The organism is Cryobacterium sp. TMT2-4 (assembly GCF_004402575.1).
Taxonomy (GTDB): Bacteria; Actinomycetota; Actinomycetes; order Actinomycetales; family Microbacteriaceae; genus Cryobacterium; species Cryobacterium sandaracinum.
The window spans coordinates 38,831-62,175 of the sequence record NZ_SOGE01000017.1; the positions used below are offsets into that span (position 1 = coordinate 38,831).

The 23,345-nt window shown below is 66.0% G+C and carries 21 protein-coding genes; 7 read left to right on the plus strand and 14 right to left on the minus strand.

Features of this window, described 5'->3' with window-relative positions:
- Positions 1 to 92 precede the first annotated feature (92 nt).
- From E3O54_RS16545 to E3O54_RS05115, 3 genes are all read right to left on the minus strand, one after another.
- Complete coding sequence (locus tag E3O54_RS16545) at positions 93 to 2,078, minus strand: DUF2207 domain-containing protein (RefSeq protein WP_194087071.1); 1,986 nt, start codon at positions 2,076 to 2,078, stop codon at positions 93 to 95.
- A 215-nt stretch (positions 2,079 to 2,293) separates the two neighbouring features.
- Positions 2,294 to 3,223, minus strand: a complete 930-nt coding sequence (locus tag E3O54_RS16500; protein WP_174720189.1) for a hypothetical protein — start codon at positions 3,221 to 3,223, stop codon at positions 2,294 to 2,296.
- 351 nt (positions 3,224 to 3,574) lie between these two features.
- On the minus strand, positions 3,575 to 3,805 hold the full coding sequence (locus E3O54_RS05115) for a hypothetical protein (protein WP_104099291.1): 231 nt from the start codon (positions 3,803 to 3,805) through the stop codon (positions 3,575 to 3,577).
- A 291-nt stretch (positions 3,806 to 4,096) separates the two neighbouring features.
- Between E3O54_RS05115 and E3O54_RS05120 the strand changes: the two genes are divergently transcribed.
- The gene (locus E3O54_RS05120; protein ID WP_134401077.1) at positions 4,097 to 5,482 is read left to right on the plus strand and encodes an LLM class flavin-dependent oxidoreductase; all 1,386 of its coding nucleotides are present in this window, start codon (positions 4,097 to 4,099) and stop codon (positions 5,480 to 5,482) included.
- 22 nt (positions 5,483 to 5,504) lie between these two features.
- Here E3O54_RS05120 and E3O54_RS16230 read toward each other — a convergent pair whose 3' ends face one another.
- Both E3O54_RS16230 and E3O54_RS05125 read right to left on the minus strand, forming a co-directional pair.
- The gene (locus tag E3O54_RS16230) at positions 5,505 to 5,657 is read right to left on the minus strand and encodes a hypothetical protein (protein WP_166805200.1); all 153 of its coding nucleotides are present in this window, start codon (positions 5,655 to 5,657) and stop codon (positions 5,505 to 5,507) included.
- A gap of 22 nt (positions 5,658 to 5,679) precedes the next feature.
- Positions 5,680 to 6,093 (minus strand): DUF2256 and DUF3253 domain-containing protein, encoded by a 414-nt coding sequence (locus E3O54_RS05125; RefSeq protein WP_134401078.1) that lies wholly within the window; start codon positions 6,091 to 6,093, stop codon positions 5,680 to 5,682.
- 303 nt (positions 6,094 to 6,396) lie between these two features.
- Here E3O54_RS05125 and E3O54_RS16235 point away from each other — a divergent pair, with 303 nt between their 5' ends.
- Entirely contained in the window at positions 6,397 to 7,224 is an 828-nt protein-coding gene (locus E3O54_RS16235) for an alpha/beta fold hydrolase (protein ID WP_166805201.1), read from the plus strand.
- Positions 7,221 to 7,940 carry a triacylglycerol lipase gene (locus E3O54_RS05135; RefSeq protein WP_174720190.1) on the plus strand — a complete coding sequence of 240 codons (720 nt, stop codon included), beginning with the start codon at positions 7,221 to 7,223 and terminating at the stop codon, positions 7,938 to 7,940. The genes E3O54_RS16235 and E3O54_RS05135 overlap by 4 nt, the downstream gene beginning before the upstream one ends.
- A gap of 110 nt (positions 7,941 to 8,050) precedes the next feature.
- Here E3O54_RS05135 and E3O54_RS05140 read toward each other — a convergent pair whose 3' ends face one another.
- From E3O54_RS05140 to E3O54_RS05175, 8 genes are all read right to left on the minus strand, one after another.
- A complete protein-coding gene (locus E3O54_RS05140; protein WP_166805202.1) occupies positions 8,051 to 9,772 on the minus strand; it encodes an iron ABC transporter permease in 1,722 nt (573 codons plus the stop codon).
- A gap of 36 nt (positions 9,773 to 9,808) precedes the next feature.
- Complete coding sequence (locus tag E3O54_RS05145) at positions 9,809 to 10,822, minus strand: ABC transporter ATP-binding protein (protein WP_134401081.1); 1,014 nt, start codon at positions 10,820 to 10,822, stop codon at positions 9,809 to 9,811.
- A 24-nt stretch (positions 10,823 to 10,846) separates the two neighbouring features.
- The gene (locus E3O54_RS05150) at positions 10,847 to 11,917 is read right to left on the minus strand and encodes an extracellular solute-binding protein (RefSeq protein ID WP_134401082.1); all 1,071 of its coding nucleotides are present in this window, start codon (positions 11,915 to 11,917) and stop codon (positions 10,847 to 10,849) included.
- A 388-nt stretch (positions 11,918 to 12,305) separates the two neighbouring features.
- Positions 12,306 to 13,352: an NADPH:quinone reductase gene (locus E3O54_RS05155; RefSeq protein WP_134401083.1), complete on the minus strand. Its 1,047-nt coding sequence runs from the start codon at positions 13,350 to 13,352 to the stop codon at positions 12,306 to 12,308.
- 535 nt (positions 13,353 to 13,887) lie between these two features.
- Positions 13,888 to 15,414: a PTS ascorbate transporter subunit IIC gene (locus E3O54_RS05160; RefSeq protein WP_134342817.1), complete on the minus strand. Its 1,527-nt coding sequence runs from the start codon at positions 15,412 to 15,414 to the stop codon at positions 13,888 to 13,890.
- A 42-nt stretch (positions 15,415 to 15,456) separates the two neighbouring features.
- Entirely contained in the window at positions 15,457 to 15,729 is a 273-nt protein-coding gene (locus tag E3O54_RS05165) for a PTS sugar transporter subunit IIB (RefSeq protein ID WP_134401084.1), read from the minus strand.
- Between the two features lie 64 nt (positions 15,730 to 15,793).
- The gene (locus E3O54_RS05170; RefSeq protein WP_134401085.1) at positions 15,794 to 16,252 is read right to left on the minus strand and encodes a PTS sugar transporter subunit IIA; all 459 of its coding nucleotides are present in this window, start codon (positions 16,250 to 16,252) and stop codon (positions 15,794 to 15,796) included.
- Positions 16,253 to 16,448: 196 nt separating this feature from the next.
- Complete coding sequence (locus tag E3O54_RS05175) at positions 16,449 to 17,633, minus strand: ROK family protein (protein ID WP_134342814.1); 1,185 nt, start codon at positions 17,631 to 17,633, stop codon at positions 16,449 to 16,451.
- A 94-nt stretch (positions 17,634 to 17,727) separates the two neighbouring features.
- On the opposite strand from E3O54_RS05175, the gene tkt reads away from it, so the two are divergent.
- On the plus strand, positions 17,728 to 19,794 hold the full coding sequence (gene tkt / locus E3O54_RS05180) for a transketolase (RefSeq protein WP_134401086.1): 2,067 nt from the start codon (positions 17,728 to 17,730) through the stop codon (positions 19,792 to 19,794).
- A 51-nt stretch (positions 19,795 to 19,845) separates the two neighbouring features.
- The gene (locus E3O54_RS05185) at positions 19,846 to 20,220 is read left to right on the plus strand and encodes a YccF domain-containing protein (RefSeq protein WP_134401087.1); all 375 of its coding nucleotides are present in this window, start codon (positions 19,846 to 19,848) and stop codon (positions 20,218 to 20,220) included.
- A 75-nt stretch (positions 20,221 to 20,295) separates the two neighbouring features.
- Here the strand turns inward: E3O54_RS05185 and E3O54_RS05190 are convergent, their stop codons facing one another.
- Positions 20,296 to 21,087: a GntR family transcriptional regulator gene (locus tag E3O54_RS05190; protein WP_134401088.1), complete on the minus strand. Its 792-nt coding sequence runs from the start codon at positions 21,085 to 21,087 to the stop codon at positions 20,296 to 20,298.
- A gap of 86 nt (positions 21,088 to 21,173) precedes the next feature.
- On the opposite strand from E3O54_RS05190, the gene deoD reads away from it, so the two are divergent.
- Entirely contained in the window at positions 21,174 to 21,938 is a 765-nt protein-coding gene (gene deoD, locus E3O54_RS05195; RefSeq protein WP_255453823.1) for a purine-nucleoside phosphorylase, read from the plus strand.
- Positions 21,938 to 23,344 carry an MFS transporter gene (locus E3O54_RS05200; protein WP_134401089.1) on the plus strand — a complete coding sequence of 469 codons (1,407 nt, stop codon included), beginning with the start codon at positions 21,938 to 21,940 and terminating at the stop codon, positions 23,342 to 23,344. Before deoD ends, E3O54_RS05200 begins: the two co-directional genes overlap by 1 nt.
- Position 23,345 lies beyond the last annotated feature (1 nt).

Genomic DNA, 23,345 nt, shown 5'->3' on the forward strand with positions numbered 1-23,345 from the left:
TCTGCGGATGGCATGCCACCAGCGAAGCGGCGCGGCACCCGCGCCGGCACGACGGGCCACGGATGCGTTGACGGCTGCACACCCGGTAGCCGTCAACGGCCGCCGCCACCGCCTCCGCCACCGCCTCCGCCGGAGAACCCGCCGCCGCCGCCGGAGCCGCCGGAGAAACTTCCTCCGCCGCCGGAGTATCCGCCGCCGCTGCTGGAGCTGACGGGAACCGTGGCAGAGGTGAGGACCGAGGCGACCAAACCGTTCATGGCGACGCCGAAGCCGCTCGCGGTGAAGCCTCCCTGCGACACGATCCAGCCCGGCGCCGGCGCCCCGTGCTCGTAGAGCACGACGAGCTCCTTCGCCCAGTCCCGTTCGACACCCCAGAGCACCGCGAAGGGGAGCAGCTCCTCATAGAGCTTGACCAGTTCGACGGTGTCGGGTGCGCCGACGGCATCCGTCACCGGGCTCGGCAGCGCCCCCGAAGCGACACCCGGCATGGCAGGCATCGTGACCCGCAGCGCGCCGTCCGGGCTCTGCAGCATGCGGAAACGCTCCTCCTCTGCGAGCTCTAGATAGACCTTCAGTCCCTTGAGGTAGTCGCGCTGATCGGCCCCGGAATCGGTGAGCTGCACCGTGCCCTGGGCGAGGTAGAGGGCCAGGTAGAGGAACAGCGCTGCGATGACGGCGACCGTCATCACCTCGCCGAACTTCGGGGAGCCGTCGATCAGCGCCACCGCACCGAGGACGGCCAGGGCCGGCAGCAGCACGACGGCCATTCCGATGGCGATCCACCTGCCGCCGCGGCCGGTCACCTTGGCCCGCCAGCCGCGCTCGATGACCGACGCTGTCGCGGCGGGGAGGAACGCGCTCAGTTTGGCGGCGAGTGTGCTGTCGGCGACCCCCAGTTCCCGCGTCGCTCCGATCGTCAGGCGGGGGAACAGCGTCTCCAGCAGCTTTCGCTCCTGAGCGTCCACGCCTGCCACGGTCAGCAGCTGCAGCGTGTAGTCGCCGCCGCCGGCGCTGACCGGATAGTCGAGGATGCGCACCGTGCCGCGCACCGCCAGGCTCACAATCTGCGCGGCGATAGCCGTCTTCGACCGATTCGCAAGGTCCCCCGCCTCCAGCAGGTTGTAACCCTTCGGCACGCTGTACTGGGCGATGATGGTGCCTCGGCCGCGGGCGTCGCGCTGGCCGAGTCGGCGACGGATGAAGGCGAGCACGACCCCGAGAAAGCCGACAGCCGCCACCAGGAACAGCAGCCCGGTCGCCGGTTCTCCCCCGCCGTTGTCCGAATCGCTCTCACTGTAGCTGGCCGAGGCCGGCACCGACACGAAGGTGCCGGGTGCAAAGCCGATGGCCACGGTCAGGTTCTGCCGCGGACCGAGACCCTGCACGGACGAGGTGAACAGCTGGCCCGTGGATCCGGGCACTGCGGCATCCGTGGTCTGGCTGATCTCGCACCGGGCGCCGTCGTCCTGGGCCCCGGAATAGCAGGCGGTGTCGCCGGTGAGGAACTCGGCGACGCTCGGGTCGACGTGCACGCGCGCGGTGACGGAGCCGAACGACTGGTCGAACCCGGTGCCGTTGGTGTCCCAGTAGAGCTCGTCGTCGTCGGTGTCGGCGAACGCGCGCACCACGTTCTGCTGCGTGTAGGTGATCGTGTAGGTCTGCTGGCCGCGCACGAACTCATCGGTGCCGAGCGGCACCTCGGTGACGGAGCCCTGGTCATAGGTCTCGAAGTAGACGGGGGCTCCGGTGGCGTCGGTGACCGATTCGACGGTGGTGTTCAGCGGCACCCCGTTGTAGTCGTTGGGGAGGAGGCGCACCATGCCTCGGTTCTGGTCGAAGTTCGGGAACTGCGCCACGAACGTCTCGACCGTGCGCAGGGTGGAGTGCCCGGCGTTGTCACGGGAGAGGTAGTAGTCGGCCTCGAAGGAGGTGAATGTGAAGTCACCGGTGTCTGCCGACGCGGCCAGGGGCATCCCGACCGCCGGCATCCCGAGCGCGAGCGCCGCCGAAACCGCGAGCGCGGCGATGACCTGCACGAATCGACGTAACGGATGTCTGGCCGGTGCGATCCCGTGCATGTTGCCGCTCCCTGTTTCTGCCGGAGCCGGGAGCCTCGATGCGGCGTCGACCGCGCCGAGCCGTGCTGTCCCCACAACATCCGCCCTTCGAAGGCTAGTGCAGCACGGGTCCCTTCGGTGCATGCGAACCGACAGCTGAGAGCCCGGCAACGAGAAAACCGGTCGGCCCCTCCACGAGGGGACGACCGGCTTTGGTGCTACGGGTAGTCAGGGCATCAGTACCAGTTGTTGGCCTGCGAGTGAGACCAGGCGGCGCACGGGGTGCCGTAGGAGGAGGCCTTGATGTAGCCGAGGCCCCATGCGATCTGCGTGGTCGCGTTGGTGGCCCAGTCGCTGCCGGCCGTCGCCATCTTGTTGCCGGGCAACGCCTGCGGGATGCCGGTGGCACCGCCGTTGGAGTTCACGGCGTCGTACTTCCACTCCGATTCCTTCTGCCACAGCTGGTTCAGGCAGGAGAACTGGTCGGCGCCCCAGCCGTACTGGGACGCGGCCATGGCCTGAGCCGTGGCGCGCGCGCCGGCAGGAGTGTTGCCGGAGGCCAGCGACTGGGCACGGGTGGCTTCAGCGGCGGCGGCCTGAGAAGCGGCCTCAGCGGCGGCGGCGGCCTCAGCGGCGGCCTCAGCGGCGGCGGCCTCGGCGGCGACCCGATCGGCTTCGATCGACGCCGCGGTGACGGCGGCAGTCTCGGCCTTGGTCTGGGCGGTCAGCGAGGTGATCTCGTCGAGAGGGAGGATCTCGTAGCTGGCGAGCGAGCTGGCGACCGCGGCGAGGCTGGAGGCATCCACCTTGTCCTGGGTGGCGGCGATGACCTGATTGGCCTCGTTCAGGGTGATGGATGCCGAGTTGTCGACGTGCGCCTTGGCGACCGCGCTGTAGGCGCCGAGCTGTTCACGGTGCAGGCCGGTGCTGTCGGCGAGTTCGGTTGTGGCCGAGACACGGTCCTGGGTGGCGGAGGCGGACTGACCGGCGAAGCCGGCGCCGACTGCGAGGCCGGTGACGGCGAGCACACTGGTGGCGATGAGCACGATGCGGTGCGGGCGGTTGATCTTGGTGGGGCCGGTGGTGCTGTTGCTGCTGGGAATGCTGTTGCTTCGCTTATTTTGGGCAGCGAATCGGATGCGGATTTCTTCGGGTGTTTCGGGCATGTATGTGCGCTTGACTTCCGTGTTACGCAAGCTCGCACGCGTGCGCGCGCCAACTCACTGAGCCTCGGGCCTGCGCTTTCGGGGGACGGCGCAGACGAAACTTATACTCTGTCTCATGTTTCTGAACAAACGCTCAGTATTCTGTGAAAGTCATGGGTAGCCGGGCCGGGACACCGGATTCGGCGGGCCCCGCGCGGCGGCCCTGGTCTCGCTGCGCGCGTGCTGCGCCGCTGCGCCGATGGCGTGCCACGCGCGGAACGGCGCAGCTGCCGCGCGGCGAATGAAGAACGCCGCGGGGATCGCGAACAGCGAGATCACGGCGCCGCACAGGAACGCGGCTGGAGTCCGCGATCAGCAGACGAATGGGCCCGGAGCGGTCGGCAGCCAGCCCGCAACCGAGCCGATGCCACCGGATTCCGCATTCAGGTTGCTGAGGCCGTAGACGAGCTTGCCGAAGCCGGGCGCCGAGAGGATGACCAAGACCACGTCGATCGGCGTCTTGCGCGGAGTGGTGACGTTCTTCAGCCCCAAGCCGCCCACGACGAGCACACTGAGGGTGATCAGGAGCACGAGGTCGAACAATTAGCGCCAGCCGAGCACGCTGAGAATGGCGCCCGAACTGCTGGAGCCGATACAAGGGCGACCGAGAAGACGATGGTCAACAGCAGCGCGAATATGGTCGTCGTGCCGGTGGCCCGTACGACCCAGGCGGCCAGCAGCGTCGGCGGCAGCGTGGCGGTCTCGTTCGCGGCGAGGGATTCAAACCGCGCCGCTCCGGGCGGATCTGCGAGATTCAGCCCGTCGCTCCCCGTGTGTTACGCCAAATGGCGAGTGCTGTGGCGCCGTCAACGACCGCGCCGCAGGATGGGTGGCATGCCCAGACAAATTCGCTTCAACGCTTTTGACATGAACTGCGTCGCGCACCAGTCCTCAGGAATGTGGCGGCATCCGCTTGACCAGTCCTGGCGATACAAGGACCTCTCCTATTGGACCGACCTGGCCAGGCTGCTCGAGCGAGGCACTTTCGATGGCATTTTCATCGCCGATGTGCTCGGAACGTACGACGTCTATGGCGGTTCGAACGAAGCAGCGATCCGGCACGGGGCCCAGGTTCCCGTGAACGACCCGATTCTGCTCGTCTCCGCCATGGCGGCGGTGACCGAGAACCTCGGGTTCGGCGTGACCGCGGGTACAGCGTACGAGCATCCGTACCCGTTCGCACGACGGATGTCGACGCTCGACCATTTGACGAAGGGTCGCGTCGGCTGGAACGTCGTCACCGGTTATCTGCCGAGCGCCGCCCGCAACATGGGGCATGAAGACCAGTTGGAGCATGACGACCGCTACGACGTCGCCGACGAATATCTCGAGGTGCTGTACAAGTTGTGGGAGGGCTCGTGGGAAGACGATGCCGTCATCCGCGACCGGGAGACCGGGGTGTTCACCGATCCGAGCAAGGTGCATGAGATCGGGCATTACGGCAAGAACTTCACCGTGCCGGGGATCCACCTGTCCGAGCCGTCGTTGCAGCGCACGCCGGTGATCTATCAGGCCGGGGCATCGCCGCGCGGTATCGCCTTCGCCGCCGGCAACGCCGAGGCGATCTTCGTGGCCGCTTCGACCAAGTCCGGCCTCACCGCGACTGTGAGCAAGATCCGGGATGCGCTCGAGCAGGCCGGTCGAGACCGGTACTCCGCGAAGATCTACACGCTGCTGACAATCATCACCGACGAGACCAGCGAGAAGGCGCACGCAAAACATCAGGACTACCTCTCCTACGCGAGCGAAGAAGGCGCCCTGGTGTTCATGTCGGGCTGGATGGGCATCGATCTCTCCCGATATGACCTCGACGAGCCGATCGGCAACGTGAAGAGCAACGCGATCCAGTCGGCGGTGGCAAATTTTCAGGCCGCGAACGATGACGGCTCCGAGTGGACAGTGCGTGACATCGCGAAGCTCGGCGCAATCGGCGGCCTGGGGCCGTTCATCGTCGGCTCACCGGAAGAGGTTGCCGATCACCTGCAGGAGTGGGTCGCCGATACCGATGTTGACGGGTTCAACCTCGCCTACGCGATCACACCCGGAACGTTCGAAGACGTGGTCGAGTTCGTGATTCCCGAGCTGCGTCGTCGCGGGGCCTACCCGGAGGAGTACGTCGAGGGCACTCTACGCAACAAGTTGCACGGGCGCGGCAACCGTCTGCCCGAGGAGCACCACGGAGCCGATTATCGGCTCGGGGTGAATCAATCCGTTAGGTGACGAGCGGCGACCGCCGCTCGCCCTATGCAATCCCCGACTGCACCAGCAGCCGGGGGAAATCCGTGCGGCGGCGACCGGCCAGTTTGAGCACCTGCTCACGCTCGCGCCGCAGCACGACCGACGGCCGCGCGGTGGCGGCGGCCAGAATGCGGGCAAGGGTCTCGGGCCACGGCACTCGGTGAGCGCGGGTACTGCGCCTATGTCCGCACCCGCCGCAACCGGATCGGACCCTTCGCCGTCGACGGATCGACCACGGCCCCGCCCTGCATGATCTGCAGGTCACCGCGGGCGACCATGCGGCGTGCGGCGCGTCGGGCCGGCTCCATCAGGTCGTTCCAGCCGTCACCGCCGACCACTTTCGCCGCCTCGGACGGGCAGATCGTGGCATCCGTCGCCCGCGCACTGAGCAGTGTCGCGATAGCCTCTTCCAGCTTGAGGTCGGTCGCCGTGACCCCATGTGCGCGGCACGCGGTCGAGCAGTACTTCACCGACTCCCAGTTGTCGGCCCACTTCATGCGCCACTCGATGCGCCGCCCACACGAGGCACACGTCTTGTCCGCCCGGTCACGGGCGGGGTCAGAATCGGCGGGTTTTCGTTGACGGTGGGCCATGCCTTCTATCCTGCGGGATGGCGCGGGTCGCCGAGAGCCGCCGAGAGTCGCCGTTTGCGCCGAGCGTCGCCGTTCCAGCGGCGATTCTCGGCAGAATCGGCGACTCTCGGGGCTGCAGGGCGCCGGGCAGGGCGCCGGGCAGGCCGCCAGGCAGGGCGCGCCCGACCCATCGGCGCCGCGGGCGTGACGAATTCGGCCCGCATCCGTCTTATCAGTGACGGATGTCTCAGCCCCCGTGAGCGCCCAGGCCACCCGACACTGCCGGAGGCTAGGATTTTTGCACCTGAACCCGAAGGAAATCCCGTGACGAGCACCGACCGAGCGCGTGTCGAACGATGGCGCGCAGCCGCTGTTCCTGCCCGTAGCCGCAGCATCGAGGTTGATGGGCATCAATTCACCGTGCACTCCCTGAAGAGCACCTCGCCTTCGCCGGACGCGCCGACCTACCTGCTGGTCCACGGCATCGGGGCGTCGCACCGCTACTACCGCCGGGTGCAGAGGAGCCTGGCCGCCATCGGGCATACCCATTCGCTCGATCTGCCCGGATTCGGCGGCACCCGCCGGCCCGTTCGGCCGCTCGCTGTCGAAGAATACGGCGCCCTGCTCGGCCGGCTACTTGATCGACTCGAGGTGCCGCGGGCGGTCCTGGTCGGCCATTCGATGGGCGCCCAATTCGTCACCGAGGTGGCCCGGCAACGCCCCGATGCCGTCTCCCACCTGGTTCTGATCGGCCCTGTCACCGATCCCCGCCGGTCGACAGCCGTGCAACAGGCGCTGGGCCTGACCCGGGATGTGGCCAAGGAGTCGCCGTCGGGCAATCTGATCGTGTTCCGTGACTACCTCGAGTGCGGCCCGCGCTGGTTCTCCACCGAGCTCGTCCCCATGCTCGGCTACCGCACCGACCTGGCCCTTGGCGAGGTGCACTCCCCCATCCTCGTGATCCGAGGCACCAACGACCCCGTCTCGGGCAGCACCTGGTGTGCATCGCTGGCCGCCGCCGCGCCGGACGGGCATGTGTTCGAGGTCGCGGGGCACCGCCACCTGGTGCACCACAGTGCCGCCGTGCAAACCGCCGCCATCATCGAGGGGCACGCCCTGCGGCTTCCGGCGGTCGCGCACCCGGCACAATGATTCGCGGTCTCCTGAACCCCCGTCTGCTGAGTCGCCATCTGCGCGAGGCCTGGTGGTGGCTGCTCGACTATGTCTATGCGGCGGCCGGCCAGACCCGTGCGTTCCTCTCCCACGCCCGGCCCACGGACTTCCGCTCCGGTACCAAAGCCCCGATCGTGATCATCCCCGGGGTGTATGAATCCTGGCAGTTCATGCGACCGTTGATTGAGATACTGCACGGCCACGGGCATCCGGTGCACGTGGTGGCGAAGCTCGGCCGCAACCGGCGTTCTCTGGCGGATGCCGCCGCGACCGTGGCCGCCTACCTCGAGCGGGAGAACCTGAACGGCGTCGTCATCGTGGCGCACAGCAAGGGCGGCCTGATCGGCAAACTGCTCATGACGACGGATGACCCGGGCCGCCGGGTGAGCGGAATGACCGCGATCAGTGCTCCCTTTGGCGGTTCCCGCTATGCGCGCTACTGGGTCGTGCCGAGCATCCGTGCCTTCGCTCCCGCCAACGTGGCCCTGCACGACCTCGGCCTGGACCACCGGGTCAACGACCGCATCACGTCTATCTACGGGGTGTTCGACCCGCATGTCCCCGAGGGCAGTGAACTCGTCGGCGCCCGCAACATCCAGCTCAGGGTCGGCGGGCACTTCCGCATCCTCGGTGACCCGGCGGCCGTGCGTGCCGTGCTCGACGCGGTGACGGATGCCGCGGAGTCGGCAGTCTGACTCCGGGTCGCAGATCGACCTTCGGTCACGCGGGGAAGGTGCTTGCCCTGCTGCACGCGGAGCCTGACCGCTCGGGCTGATGTTCAGGCGCAGGGAGGACTCCGCCCCGACTACTTCGCCGCGACAGTGCGGGCGCGGCGCGTATGGCGCTTCGTCGACGAGCCTCCTCGCCCGTAGACCAGGTACATGGTGAACCCCATGATGATCATGAGCAACACGGTGTAGACGAACGTGATCGACATGGAGTCAAGGTTGTTCTCCCCCTCCGTGCTGGCCTTGATCGCAACACCGAGGGGTTGGTAGAGCGGGTGATACAGGAACACCGCGGCGTCATAGTCGTCGAGCAGGCTGTTGAAGTTGAGTGCCGTGATCGCAGCCGCGGTAGGAAGAACCAGCGGAACCAGAACCGTGCGAAGGGTGAACATCGACCCGGCACCGAGGATGCGGGCGGCATCCTCGAGCGACTCCGGCACCGATGCGAAAGCCGCCTTGAGCAATCGCAGGGTGAACGGGATCTTCACGATCACGTAGGCGATCAACAGGAGACTCGTCGTTCCTGTGAGCACCTGGCCGCCGACCATCGGGTTTGGGCGGTCGAACGTCATGACGAGGGCGAGGGCGATGAGAATCGTCGGCAGGATCCAGGGGATGTGCAGCAGGTACTCCAGCGTGGCGGTCAACAGGTTGCGGTGTTTCTGCAGCAACCGTGAGACGAACAGCATCCCGCCGACCACGATCACCGACGCCAGCGCGCTGTAGACGACGCTGACCACGAACGGCCGGAGCACCGCGGGCGTGCCGAAGACCGTGGCGTAGTTGTCGAGCGTGAACGAATTCCAGCTGATGCTCCCCGTGACAATGGCACTCGAGTGCACGAAGGAAAACAGCACGATCAGCAGCACCGGCGTCGCGTAGACGACGAAGAGAGCGTAGGCGGCCACGTGCACGGCAGCGTTCGCCACTGGGTTCGGGATTCTCTGTTTTTGCAGCGGGGTCGCCACCTTCGCCACCGAGAAGTACACCCCCGACTTTTCGACCCGGTTCATCATTGCCAGAAGCACGATGGTCGCCAGGCCGAGGATCACGGCGAGCAGCGCGGCGAGGTCACGCGACCCGGTGCTCTTGGAGAAGGTGAGGATCATCGGGGCGATCGTTTGGAAATCGGTGCCGCCCAACACGAGCGGCGCTGTCAGTGCGCCGAGACCGGTCAGGAAGGTGAGAATTGTCACGGCGAAGATCATCGGGCGCAGGGCGGGCAAGACGATTCGCCAGAGGATGCCCATGGTCGACGCGCCCATATTGCGTGCCGCCTCGATGGTCTGGTAGTCGATCTTCGCCAGCGACGATCCCAGGAAAAGCATATGGTTCGTCGTCGTGGCCAGCGTCATCACGACGACGACCGCGAAGTAACCGGAGAACCAGTTCGGGTCGATCTCGGGAAACCAGTTGCGCACGGCGTTGGTGACGAATCCGTAGCGGCCGTAGATGAAGTTGTAGCCGGCGGCGAGCACGATGCCCCCGTAGATAAGGGTGGTGGCGTAGCCGAGCCACAGCATCCGTGCGCCCCGGATCTTGAAATAGTCGGTGACGAGAACGATGAAGATGCCGACGGTATTCACCGTGACGGCCAGCGTGGCGGCCAACGCGAAGCTGTGCCAGAGGCTGTTCATCGCACGTTCGGAGCTGACCAGTTTCTCGACGGCCCGAAAGCTGAACTGACCCTCCGGGAAGAAGGTTCTGATGAGCAGGTTGGCGTTCGGGAAGACCAAAAACGTCGCCACGAACCACAGCGTCACCAGGGTGATGATGACGACGAACGGGGATCGGAACATTGAAGCCCACGACGAAGTGCGCACGGATGTTCCCCTCTAGTACTGCAGGATCGACGACGGGTCGATATACAGTCGCGCCGCAGAACCCGGTTCGAGCGCAGATCCGCCGCCCTCGGGCACCAGAGCACGAATGCTGCTGCCATGACTGTCGATTGTGTAGGTGCTGTGCGAGCCGTGGTAGGAACGGCCGGCGACAACGCCATCGAGCCGGATCGCATCCGTGTTGCCCGGGGGCGCCTGCAACGACACCTTCTCCAGGCGCAGGTACGACGTTTTCGCTGGTGCGAGACCGGTGCCACCGCGCTGGCGCAGCTGGTGCACGACGTCGCCCGAGAGCTTGTTCATCGCACCGACGAAGGTGCACACGAACTCGGTGCCGGAGCGGTTGTAGATCTCCTCCGGGGTGCCTACCTGCTCGACCACGCCGTGGTTGAACACGGCGATCCGGTCGCTCATGGTGAGGGCTTCTTCCTGGTCGTGCGTGACGTACACCGTGGTGATGCCGAGTTCCCGCTGCAGGTTTTTCAGCTGTTCGCGCAGCTGCACGCGCAGCTTGGCGTCGAGATTGGAGAGGGGCTCGTCGAGCAGCAGGATGCGCGGCTTGAGCACGAGAGCCCGGGCGATGGCGACCCGCTGCTGCTGGCCACCGGAGAGTTCGGACACGTTCTTCGCGAGCTGCTCCTCGGTGAGCTCGACCTGCGCGGCGATCTCGTCGACGAGCAGCGCCGTTTCGGCCCTCCTGGTCTTTCGCACCCGCAGGCCGAACGCGATGTTCTCCCACACGCTCATGCTGGGGAACAGCGCGTAGTTCTGGAAGACCATGCCCACGCTGCGTTTTTCACTCGGCAGCCGGGTGGCCACCTTCCCGTCGATGTAGATCTCACCCCGGGACGGTTCGATGAACCCCGCGAGCGTGCGCAGGGCCGTCGTCTTGCCGCACCCGGAGGGCCCGAGCAGGGTGAAGAACTCACCCTGCTCGATCTCGAGGGTCAGGTCGGGGATGGCGATCTTCTCGCCGAAGCTCACTTCGACATTCTCGAATCTGATCATGACTGTTCGTGCCCGGGCCGAGACTTAGGGCAGGTACTCGAGCTCGGTCTTCTCGACCCACTCGGAAATACGTTCGCGGGTCAGCGACCAGTCGATGTCCTGCTTGGGGAGGGACTCGATCAATTCGACGACCGCGGGAAGCGCCTCTGCGCGAGCCTTCTCATTCACCGGGTAGGACGCGAATTCGGCGGCGAACTCGCCCTGCACCTCGGCGCCGCCGAACCAGTCGATGAACTTCTCGGCCTGCTCCTGGCGCGGCGTGCCGTTGATGACCGCGATCTGTTCGGTGACGTAGGGGACACCGTCTTCCGGGCTGATCACGCCGGTCTTGGTGGCGTATTCGGCGTCGCGGCTGGTGATTCCGCTGCTCGGAAGCACGCCGTAGTCGACCTCGTCGCGGGTCAGGCGCGCATACAGGTCGGTGCCCTCGACGGCTGGCGAACCGTGCTTGTAGTAGTCCTGCACCTGCTTCCAGCCGGCATCCGAGATGCCCAGGTCGCCCTTCTCGTCGGCATAGGGCGCGAGCATGCCGGCGAGCACCAATTGCGGGGTGGCCTGGCCGAGGCTGGTGTTCACTTCGTATCGGCCGTCGTATTCGGCGTCGTCCCACAGGTCGCTGACCTGTTCCGGGGCGTCTGCGCTCTTCACGGTGTTGGTGTCGTAGACGGTGACGATGGCCTGTTCGACCAGGGGCCAGAACGCCCCGTCCTTGGCGTCGCCGGCTTTCTTGTCGACATCCCCGGACCACTCCGGCGTGTAGGCGGCAACGGCATCCGCTGCCTTCAGCGTTTCGAAGAACATATTGTTCAGGCCGAAGACAACATCGCCCACCGGGTTATTCTTCTCGGCGACGATGCGGTTGGCGAGGTCGGCCCCGCCCAGCCCCACGATCTCGATCTTCATCCCGGCCTCGGCCGCCTTCGCCGTCACCCATTCCCCACGCCCATCCGAATTGGAGTTCGTGTAGACGATGAGGGTTCCGGAGGATTCCCCCGACGACGACGCCTCGCCTGCCGTGCTGCTGCATGACGTCAACGCAACGGTGCTGAGAAGCACGGTCGCAAGGGTGGCCGCGGTGAGGGTGCGCTTGTGCAAGAGTCAGTCCTTTTCTGGGCCGCGAGAGGGCAGATGGCCACTCACCGGCCGAATCAAGTTTTAGCAACGGTTCGTTCACACTAAGGCGCAGCAAATCCAGCTCCAGGCCATCTGAACGAAAGTTCGTCTGGCGTTAACTGGCTGTACTGACGCCGTTGGAAGCGATGCCGCAGTTGATGTCTTGCGCACGCAGCTGATGCAGAAATACCCGGGTTTTACTCGGCGCTCGCTCCCCCAAGAGCGCACACGATGGGCGCAGGTCGGCGGTTGGCCATTCAATGGGCTGAAGCTCCGGCGACACTGGGGGTGAGCGTTGGCGCGATAGAGCGTTCGGCGGGCGCGGGCCGTCACTCCCTGCTCAGGGCGCACGGTTCACGGTGCACATTGCTCACGCCGCCGGAGCGAACCCCGCCGAGACCTCGATCAGCACCTTCCCGACAACGCCGCTCTCGACCAGGGCATGGGCATCCGCCGTGTGCGCGAGGTCGGTGCGGTGCAGGGGCAGCCCCGCCTCCTCCCCCACAGTCAGTGCGCCATCGACGAGGGCCGCGTTGATGTCCTCGGCCGCGGCCCGAATCACGTCGGCGCCCACCGTGTAGAGCAGCACGAACTGGTAACGCACGTTGAGGCTGAAATGCTGGCGCACGTCGAGCGTCACCTGGTCGCCGCCGTTGTTGGCATAGACCGCGATCGACCCACGATTACGGATGACGGCCAGGTCGAGCCGCGCATTCTGGGCCGGTGCGACCTCCACGATCAGGTCCACCCCCTCCGGCGCGATCGCCCGGATCTGGGCGACGACATCCGGGTCGGTGTAGGTGAGCACGTGCTGCGCGCCGGCGGCCGTGGCGAGCGCCGCTTTCGCCGGACCGCTCACGGTCGTGACAACGGATGCCCCCGCCCATCGGGCCAGCTGGATCGCCGCGTGCCCGACCGCACCAGCTCCGCCGGCCACGAGCACGACCTTCCCGGCGAGGGCACCCGGGTGCAGCCGGTGCGGCCCGTCTTCGGCCACCGTCAGCGCCCGGTACGCCGTGATCGCCGGCACTCCGAGGCTCGCGCCCTGGTCGAAGCTGGCATTTTCCGGCAGCAGGAAGACCCGCTCCGCCGGAAGCACGGCGTACTCCTGGGCCGTGCCGCTGTTCGCGCGCTGGTACGCGGCGAGCACCAGCCACACCCGGTCGCCCACGCCGACGTGCTGCACGCCGGCGCCGACCGCCTCAACGATGCCGGCGCCGTCCTGCCCGGGCACGACGTCGTCAAACGCCAGCCCTTGGCCCGGTGCCGAGCCGCGGCGCGACTTCCAGTCGGTGGGATTCACGCCGCTGACCACGATCCGGACCCGTACCTCGTCGGCTCCGGGTTCGGTCACCGGCCGATCGACGAGCTGAAGCACGGACGGGTCACCGGTCTGGCTGTACACAATTGACTTCATGTCAGGGGTAACGCGGGTGGGAGTGGAAAGGTTCTCGCCTTGCTCTCTTCTCGGGCTTCGGCCCTACGACGCGCACCAGTGCGGCATCACCGATCGCGCAGGCATACCGAAAATCGCACGAAACCGCCTTCCTCACCGCGACTCCGCAGCCGCCCCGCGCCCAAGCTCGGAGCATGTCCACCCCCTTAGACGACCCCAATTTCCGAAGCGCATTCGGCGCAGCCGGCATGGTCCACCGGCCAAGCATGGCCAATGACCTTCTTCAGGAGATGGCACCGCTCTGAGCGGAAAATGGCATAGATATCAATGATCCGTCGAGTTTCGACATCGCTGCCTTGAACGCGGCACTCGCACGCGCGGTTGAGCGAGCACACCTGGAACGATTCACGCCGATCGGCGTGACCAGGTCGAATACGTTGACCGTGCTCCCAGCCGGTACAGGTGTCAGAACCCAGCCCCGAAGCACTCCGAACAGGAACAGAGGGCGACCCCGCACCGCGGGGCCGCCCTCTGGCGAAACGTCGAGCCGGTGAACCTAAACGGCCTCGGCCGCCGCTTCCTTTTCCGCCTTGCGACGAGCCTTCTCGGCGTCGAGAACGGCCTTCTCGGCCGCCTTCTCTTCGGCGATCCAGACGTCACGCTTGGCCCCGGGCACCCAGCCCTTGTCCACAACGTGGATCTGGTAGACGATCGCGACGCTGACGAGCACCACGGCGATGAGGATCGCAAGGACGACCCCGAGTCCGCCGCCCACGCCGACGCTGACACCCACGAGGGTGCCGAACCAACCGAAGTCGGCGTCGCCGAAGGTGCTGTTGGCGAAGCCGAAGTCGCCGAGGACCAGCAGCAGGATGGCGGGCAGGATGGTGATGATCACGCCGTTGACGAAGCCACCGAGCATGGCACCGAGGCGTCCGCCGGTCGCGTTGCCGTAGACACCGGCTCCACCACCGGTGAAGAAGTGCGGCACCATGCCGGGGAGGATCAGTGCGAGCCCGAACATCGGGTTCAGCCAGATTGCCAGCACACCTAGCGCAAGGAGGCCACCGGCGAACGAGCTCAGGAAGCCGATGAGCACTGCGTTGGCGCCGAACGGGAACACGATCGGGATGTCTAGCGCGGGACGCGCACCGGGCACAACCTTCTCGGCGATCCCCTGGAACGCGGGAACCAGCTCGCCGAGCACCGTGCGCACACCGTAGAGGATGACTGCGACACCCACACCGAACTGCAGGGCCTGGGCAAAGGCCGCCATGATGAACGCGCCGGCGTCGGCGGAGCCGAAGATGTCGAGCGCCTCCTGCAGCGGCAGGGCGATGAGGCCCCAGATGGCGAAGACCAGGTAGATGAGAACCATCGACAGTGAGGTGGCGACCATCGAGTCGCGCAGGAATTTGAGGCCCTGCGGGAACTTGATCTCTTCGGTCGACTTGCTGCGGTGACCGACGGCCTGGCCGGCGGCACCGGCAGCGATGTAGCCGAGGGTGCCGAAGTGGCCGATCGCGATGGTGTCGTTGCCGGTGATCTTCTTGGTCCAGGGGTGCGCGAACGCGGGCATGACCACCATGATCACGCCGAGCAGCAGAGCGCCGATGACGACCACGAGCCAGCCGGCGCCGTCTCCGAATCCGACGGAGAGCACCACGGTGAGCATCGTGGCCATGAAGACCATGTGGTGCCCGGTGAGGAAGACGTACTTCAGCGGGGTGAAGCGGGCCAGGGCCAGCATCACCAGGAACCCGAGGGTGAGCACGTAGGCGCTCTGGGCGCCGAACTCGTCCTGCGCGATGGCGGTGATGACCTCGTTGGTGGGAATAACACCCTGGGCGCCGGTGACCGCGAGGATCAGTTTGCCCAGCGGGTCGAGGGAGCCCACCACGACGCCGGCGCCGGCACCGAGGATCAGGAAGCCGAGGGCCGCTTTGAGGGAGCCGCCGATCACCTGTCCGGCGTTGCGCTTGAGTGCCATAAGTCCGATGGCGGTGATTATGCCGATCAGGTAAGCCGGAACGTTGAGGATCTGTTGACCGATGAAGTTCAGTACGACGACGAGCCACTCCATTGTGGGAGCTCCATATTCTGTGAGAAGGGAAGGTGAAAGGGGTTACTCGACGGCGGAGGTGAGCTTCTCAGTGATCTCCTCGAGATCGAAGAAGTTGTTGATGACGATGACCTCGGCGGGAACATCGCCGAGTTCTTCGGCCAGCTCCGCCGAGGTGAGCACGATCTCGGCCGTCTGAGCGGCACCGCGAGCCACGCCCATATCGGCGGCCTCGACATCCGCATCGATACCAAGCTTCGCGAGAACCTTCTCGGCGTTCATTTTCAGGAGCACGGACGTACCGATGCCCATTCCACAGACGGCGACGATCTTCATGGGGTGCCTTTCGATTGGGTGAGATCAGAGAGTAGAAGAGTGGGGTGGATGCGTGTGCCGCGCGTTACGCGACTGCGGCGAACCCGCCGAGCACGGCGCGAACGTCGGCCGGACTGGTGGCCGCGGTGAGGCGCTCCATGGCCGAGCTGTCGGAGAGAACACCGGCCAGTGCGCGCATCACGGCGAGGTGAGCGTCGTGGTCGACGGCGGCGAGCCCGATCACGAGGTTGACGGGGTCGTTGGCCTTGTTGCCGAATTTGACGGGGGTGGCCAGGCTCACCCAGCTGAGTCCGCCGGTGAGAACCGCCGGAGACGGCCGGGAGTGCGCCAGGGCGATGCCCGGGGCGATGACGATGTAGGGGCCGTGCTTTTCGACAGCGTCGATCATCTCGTCGGTGTAAGCATCCGTGGTTGCTCCACCCAACACGAGGCCGTCGCCGGCGAGACGGATCGCGGCACGCCAGTCGGCTGCATCCGCCTGGGTCACGATGGACGACAGTGCTTCGGCGAGGTTGAGTGCCACGAATAAACTCCGTTGTTTGGATTCGATCCACCCCTGATTGCGAGGGCGATTGGGATGATTGTACAAGCCTGAGCGACCTTTTGTCTATAAATGTACTAAAGTTTTTGAAATTGACTCTCTAGCGTCGCCAAATGGCGTCGTGGGCAACGAATGGCGGGCGCGGCCAGTGTGGGAACTGCCGAGGCTCCAGCGCGAGTTAGATCGACGGAACGAGCGGGGAGAGACCGGGCAGGGCGCCACGGGTTAACCGGCTGATGCGGTCGGCCTCGAAGAGTGCGTCCTGGGCGATGAGCGAGGCTCCCGTGATGCCGGCGATGTGGCCGAGCCGGGATTTCTCCACCACCAGCCCCTGCAGGGCGAAGTCCCGGGCGCCGGCGAAGATAGCGTCGCGGATGGCGCCGAGGAAGGGCTCGCCGGCCTGGGCGAGGTTGCCGCCGACCACCACGGCCTGCGGGTTGAGCAGACCCACCACGTGCGCCAGGCTCTGCCCGATGGCGGTGCCGGTCTCGCTGAGCAGCCGCCGCACCTCGGGGTCGCCCTGGTTGGCGAGGCCGACGATGTCGTTGCTGGTGCGCACCCGGTAGCCCCGGCGCTGCAGCTCGCGGCGGATCACCGCACCGCTGGCGCTCGTCTCGAGCCGTTCGGTGCGGGCTCCGCCGGAGCGCACCGGGCTGAGATCGCCCGCGCCTCCTCGGGAGCCGTGGTAGATCGAGCCGTCGAGCACAAACGCCAAACCGACCCCGATGCCGGCTTTGAGCACCGCCACGTCTCGGTATTCGCTCCAGCCTCGCCGCGCCTCGGCGAGCGCCATGATGTTCACGTCCCGGTCCACGGCGAATACGGCATTGTCAAAGCGGCCGGCGAAGTAGTCCTTCACCAAAACGCCGTCCCACTGCGCGTCCACCTGCCCGGTGGCGAGCCGCCCGGTCACAAAATCGACCGGGCCGGGCACGCCCACGCCGATCCCCACCACGTCGGCGCGGGTCTTGCCGAGCCGATCGAGCATGTGGTCGAAGACCTGGCCGGCCCATTCGAAGATCTTGGCCGGCCCCTCGCTCAGCCCGATGTCGGCTTCATCCTCGCTGAGAATGGTGGAGACCAGGTCGGTGATGGCCAGCCGGGTGTGCGATCCACCAATGTCCACGGCGAACAGCAGGCCGGCGTGCGGATTGACCGCGAACTCCTCGGGCGGGCGGCCGCCGCGGGAATCGAGTTGCCCCACACTCACCACGATCGACGCGAGCAGCAGTTCGTCCAGGCGCCGCGCCAGGGTGATCCGCGACCAGCCGAGCTGGTCGATGAGGCCGCTGCGGGTGGTGGCGAGGCCGGACCGGATCAGACCGAGCACCACGCCCGAGCCCGTAGATAAAGTGTGAGCCATCGAATCCTTACCCCTCCGACGCATCCGCGGGTGCACTGCACACTCGCCGGATCCGTTATTGACTTAAGTACATTTGTATACCAAAGTGTCTCCCATGGCTACCGAATCAACAAATCCCACGTCAACGACGACGCAGCCCGAGCTCGACACCCGCGCTGTCGCGAGTGCCCAAGCCCTGGCCGCCCACATCGTGCAGGCCAAAGGACATGGACACGGCGGCACCGCCATGGCATTGGCGCCATTGTCCCACGTCTTGTTCTCCCGAGTTCTGCGTCACTCCCCCGCCCACCCCGACTGGCCCGCCCGCGACCGCTTCGTTCTTTCCGCCGGTCACGCCAGCCTTCTGCTCTATACCCAGCTGTTCTTCACCGGCTACGGCCTCACCCTCGACGACCTCGCCAAGAGCCGCTCCCTCGGCTCCAAGACGCCCGGACACCCCGAGGTGCACCACACCGTCGGCGTGGAGATGAGCACCGGACCGCTCGGCCAGGGCGTCGCCTCCGCCGTGGGCATGGCCATGGCCGCCCGGCACGAGAGCGCCGTGTTCACCCCCGGCTCCACCCTGCTCGACCACACCACCTGGGTGCTGGCGGGCGACGGATGCCTGCAGGAGGGCGTCTCCGGTGAGGCGTCGAGCCTGGCCGGCACGCTCGGTCTCGACAACCTGGTTCTCATTTGGGACGACAACGGCATCACCATCGACTCCAGCACCGCCGACACCTTCACGGAAGACGTGCGCGCCCGGTACCGGGCCTACGGATGGCGCGTGCTCGAGATCGACACCCCCAACAACCTTGATGCCCTCGAGGCCACCCTCCGCGCGGCGGCGGAACGCACCGGCCGCCCCACCCTGGTTGCTCTCCGCACGGTCATCGGTGCCCCCTCCGCAAAGTTCGGCGGCAGGTCGGCCGCGCACGCGGGTGGGTTCGGCGCCGACGAGCTCGCCGCGGTGAAGACGACACTGGGCTTCGCCCCCGACGCGCCCCTGCACGAGTTGGTCGACCCCGACACCCTCGAGCACACCCGAGGTGCACTCACCCGCGGCGAGCAACTGCACCGAAGCTGGGAGGCCGACCTCACCACCTGGAGCGCCGGCGACCCCGAGGCGGCGGCGCGCTGGACCGCGTTCCGCGGCGGCGAGTTTGACAGCTCCGCCCTCGACACCGTGAACGTCGGCCGTGCCGGCGACACGATCGCCACCCGCAAGACCAACGGTGCCGTGCTCCGCGCGCTGCAGGGTTCCGTCCCGCTGTGGGGCGGCTCCGCCGACCTCGCCGGCTCCACCACGGTGGAGGTCGACGGCAACCGCTTCTCCGCCGCGAATCCGGCGGGTGAGTTCATCCGGTTCGGCATCCGCGAGCACGCCATGGCCGCCATTCTCAACGGCATCGCACTGCAGGGGCCGTGGCGCCCGTTCGCCTCCACCTACCTGGTCTTCAGCGATTACATGCGGCCCAGCATCCGTCTCGGCGCCCTGATGGGCCTCGGCGCGGTGTACGTCTTCACCCACGACTCCGTCGCCGTCGGCGAAGACGGCCCCACCCACCAGCCGGTCGAGCAGATCGCGTCGCTCCGCACCGTTCCGAGCCTCGACGTGGTGCGCCCCGCCGACTCCATTGAGGTCGTCGCCGCCTGGCGCCGTGTTCTGGCCTCCCCCGACCGGCCGGTCGCCCTCATCCTCAGCCGGCAGGACCTGCCCGTGCTCGAAAGCAACGACACCACTCCCGCGGGGGTCACGGCCGGCGGTTACGTGCGCTGGCAGCACGGCGACGGCGACGACCTGGCCATCCTCGCCACCGGCAGTGAGGTTCACCTCGCGATCGACGCCGCCGCCCGGCTGGTCGAGGAGGGCATCTCCACCCGGGTGGTGTCGGTGCCGTGCGTCGAGTGGTTTGCCGAGCAGAGCGCCGACTACCGCGAGTCGGTGCTGCCGGCGGCCCTGCGCGCCCGGATCGCCGTCGAGGCGGGCCGCGGCGATGCCTGGTACCGCTGGGTGGGCCTCGACGGGTGCGTGGTGTCGATCGAGGAGTTCGGCGAGTCGGGCAGCGGCCCTCAGGTTCTCCGCCGCCGCGGCATCCACCTCGACGCGGTCATCGCCGCCGCGCACGCCACCCTCGCCGCCACCCGGCTCAGGGAATCGGCAGGATCACGCGCTCGGTGAGCCACACTGTCGGCCCGGCGACCCGGCCACCAGGGAGAGAATGGAATCACTATGACAACCATCCTCAACGTCATCTGGCTCGTGTTCTCGGGCTTCTGGCTGTTCCTCGGCTACATGCTGGCGGCGCTGATCATGTTCGTGCTGATCATCACCATCCCTTGGGGCATCGCAGCGGCCCGGATCGGCGTCTACGCGCTCTGGCCGTTCGGCAAGACCGTGGTCGACAAGCCGAACGCGGGCGTCGGGTCCTTCCTCGGCAACGTCGTGTGGGTGATTCTGGCCGGCTTCTGGATCGCCCTTGGGCACCTCTTCTCGGGCATCGCGCTCTGCTTCACGATCATCGGCATCCCGTTCGGGATCGCCAACTTCAAGCTGATTCCGGTGGCGCTGATGTCGCTCGGCAAGCAGATCGTCGACATTCGATAAGGGTTCACTGTTGCGCGATAGAGACCGCAGCTTTGCGCATCGCCCGCGACTAAGCCCAGTCGCCGAAAAGCACCCCTAGTTCGGGTTGTGTTGCCTTACCGACAGTGACCCGTGGCCGGGCGCGACGACACATTTTGCGGCGTAGATCGGAACTCCGCCGTGCTCCGCTGTCTGGGTGAGGATGAGGACCGCCGCTGACGGCCCTATGTTCAGCAGTTTCGCTCGCGTGGGGCCAGCGTCGGTTGCGACGATCTGGCACACGCTGTTTGTGAAGACGTGGCCGTTGGCCTGCATGGATGCGAGGAGTGTCCGTGGTTCGGCGGCGATCTCCGAGAGTTCGGATGCGATTCGCGCGCTCACATCACTGAGGTAGCGCCCAGCGGGGAGATGCTCTTGAACAGTGGCAACGGGAACGCCATCCTGCAGCAAGACGCTCTCGCGGATCCAGGCGTTGGCAGCCGGGTCGAGCGAGAGTCGGTGGGACACGAAGTCTGTAACCCCTTCCAACTCGAAGCGCACCGGCTGGACAGTCAACGTCATGTTCGGGTCGGCTAAGGCGATCTCAAATGGCCGCAGCTGCTCCAGTCCGCCGTGCGGGATGAAGTCCGTTACGAATCGTCCAACTCCGCGACGGGTGACCAGTAACCCGTCTTCTTCGAGGAGCATCAGCGCCTCGCGTACGGGTGTGCGGCTGACGCCGAGCATTGCCGAGAGCTCTGTTTCCCTCGGCAGCATTTCGCCGAGCCGGAACACACCAGAGCGGATTCCATCTGCGAGCCGCGTGTAGACGGCGACTCGAATCGGCTGGCCGACGGTGAGGTAGAGCTGCTGGTGAAAGAACGGGTGCGGTTCCAAACGGGTCGTCACGAGACCTCCTTGTCACCCCGAACGTATCACATTTGATATGCTACCTGAGAGGTATAACTTCATACTATTCAGACGAAGGGGTCAACATGAGTTCAACCACCACGAGGGTCGGATCACCGTCAACGATGAAGGGTCTGTATCCCCCCACGAGCAGCACGCCGCACATTGATCCGAAAGGGGTGGACATCGCCGAGACGATCCTCCTTCCGGGGGACCCGCTACGAGCAAAATTCATCGCCGAGACCTACTTCGACGACATCCGGTGCTTCAACGAGGTTCGTAACATGTTGGGCTTTACGGGCACTTACCGCGGGCGTCCCGTGTCCGTAATGGGCACGGGTATGGGCATCCCCTCCATCTCGCTCTATAGCTATGAGCTGATCCACTTTTTCGGGGTCAAGAACCTGATCCGGGTGGGCACCTGCGGCGCCATGCAGAAGAACATGGAGCTCTACGACGTAGTTATCGCCCAGGGCGCGTCGACCGACTCCAACTACCTGCACCAGTTCAACCTGCCCGGTTCATGGGCGCCGCTGTCGTCGTACAGGCTGCTCGAGCACGCCAAACGGATCGCCGACGAGCGCGGTCAACGCACCCACGTGGGCAATGTGCTCTCGTCCGACCTGTTCTACGGCGCCGATCCAGACGCCATGGGGAAGTGGATGAAGATGGGCATCTTGGCCGCCGAGATGGAGTCGGCAGGTCTGTTCGCCAACGCCGCGGCCGGGGGCGTCGATGCGCTTGGCATCTTCACTGTTAGCGACCAGCTCGTCACCAACGCCAAGACCACCCCCGAGGAACGGCAGACCGCCTTCACAGGAATGATCGAGATCGCGCTGGAACTGATCTGATGAGCAACGCGACTCACGCCAAGCGTCCAACTCCGGTCTTCAACCCGACCCGGGCCGTCCCCATCCTGCTGTTCCTCTTCGTGTTTTCGCTGGTGCTGGACAATGGCTTCAAGTTCATGTCGCCGGCGCTGGCGCTGGATCTCAACCTGCCCGTCAACACTGTCAGCCTGCAAGCCACGCTGACCGGCATCCTGATCGGTATCGGTGCCGTGGTGTACGCCGCGCTGGCCGACTCGATCAGTATCCGGAAACTCATCATTTTCGCGATCCTCGTGATGACGATCGGGTCGATCGTCGGCTTCATCTTCCAGGCCAACTTCTGGCTGGTCCTAATCGGCCGGCTGATCCAGACCGCCGGTCTGGCGGCCGCCGAGACCCTTTACGTGATCTACGTCACCAAGCACTTCAGGGGCGACGAGCAGAAGAAGTACCTGGGCTTCAGCACCGCAGCCTTCCAACTGTCGCTACTGATCGGCACCGTCGGCAGCGGCTTCATCGCCACCTACATCGGCTGGGCGGCCTTCTTCCTGGTCACGTTGCTTTCCCTGCTGACCATCCCGCTCGTGCTCCGCACGGTTGCTGCGGAGGAAACGAACGACAGCCACGTGGACGTGCTCGGGCTTTTCCTGATCGCGGTGTTCGCCACCGGCATCATCCTGTTCATGCAGAACTTCAACCCCTGGTACCTGGTGCCAGTCGTCGCGGGGCTGATCCTGTTCATCTGGCACATCCGAACCAACGACAACGCCGTGATCACCATCGCGTTCTTCGCCAACGCTCAATACTCGCTGATGATCATCGTGGTATTCGTCATCTACTCGGTCCAGCTCGGCTACACCTTCCTCTTCCCTTTCCTGGTATCCGACATCTACGGCTACAACCTGGGTGAGGTCTCCCTGCTGCTGATCCCCGGCTACATCGCCGCTGTGATCGTCGGCTCGGCCACCGGCAAAATCGCCCGGTTCCTCACATCCAAGCAGGCCATCACCACGGCGTTGATCGTGATCACCGCCTCGATGCTGATCCCGGCTCTGGTGGTGGACAAGTGGATCGGGATCTTCGTGATCTCGATGGTCTTGTTCGGCATGGGCTTCGCGTTGATGTACGGCCCCCTCGTATCGACCGCCATTGGGCGGGTGCCGGTCGAGAAATCCGGTATCGCCATCGGCTTCTACAACCTCACCATCAACATGGCAGTGCCGATCGGCATCGCCTACACCGCAACCCTGATGGACCTGAAGCCCAACCTGCTCGGGGGCATCGCCGGCACCGACCAGGCGGCCTCTTACGGAACGGTGTTGTTGATTCTCGCGGCGGTCGCCGCCCTCGGCCTGGTGCTCTACCGCGTCTTCGTCGTGGTCCTGGAGCGCCGAGGCGAACCCGAACCCGCACCCGTCACCAACTAAG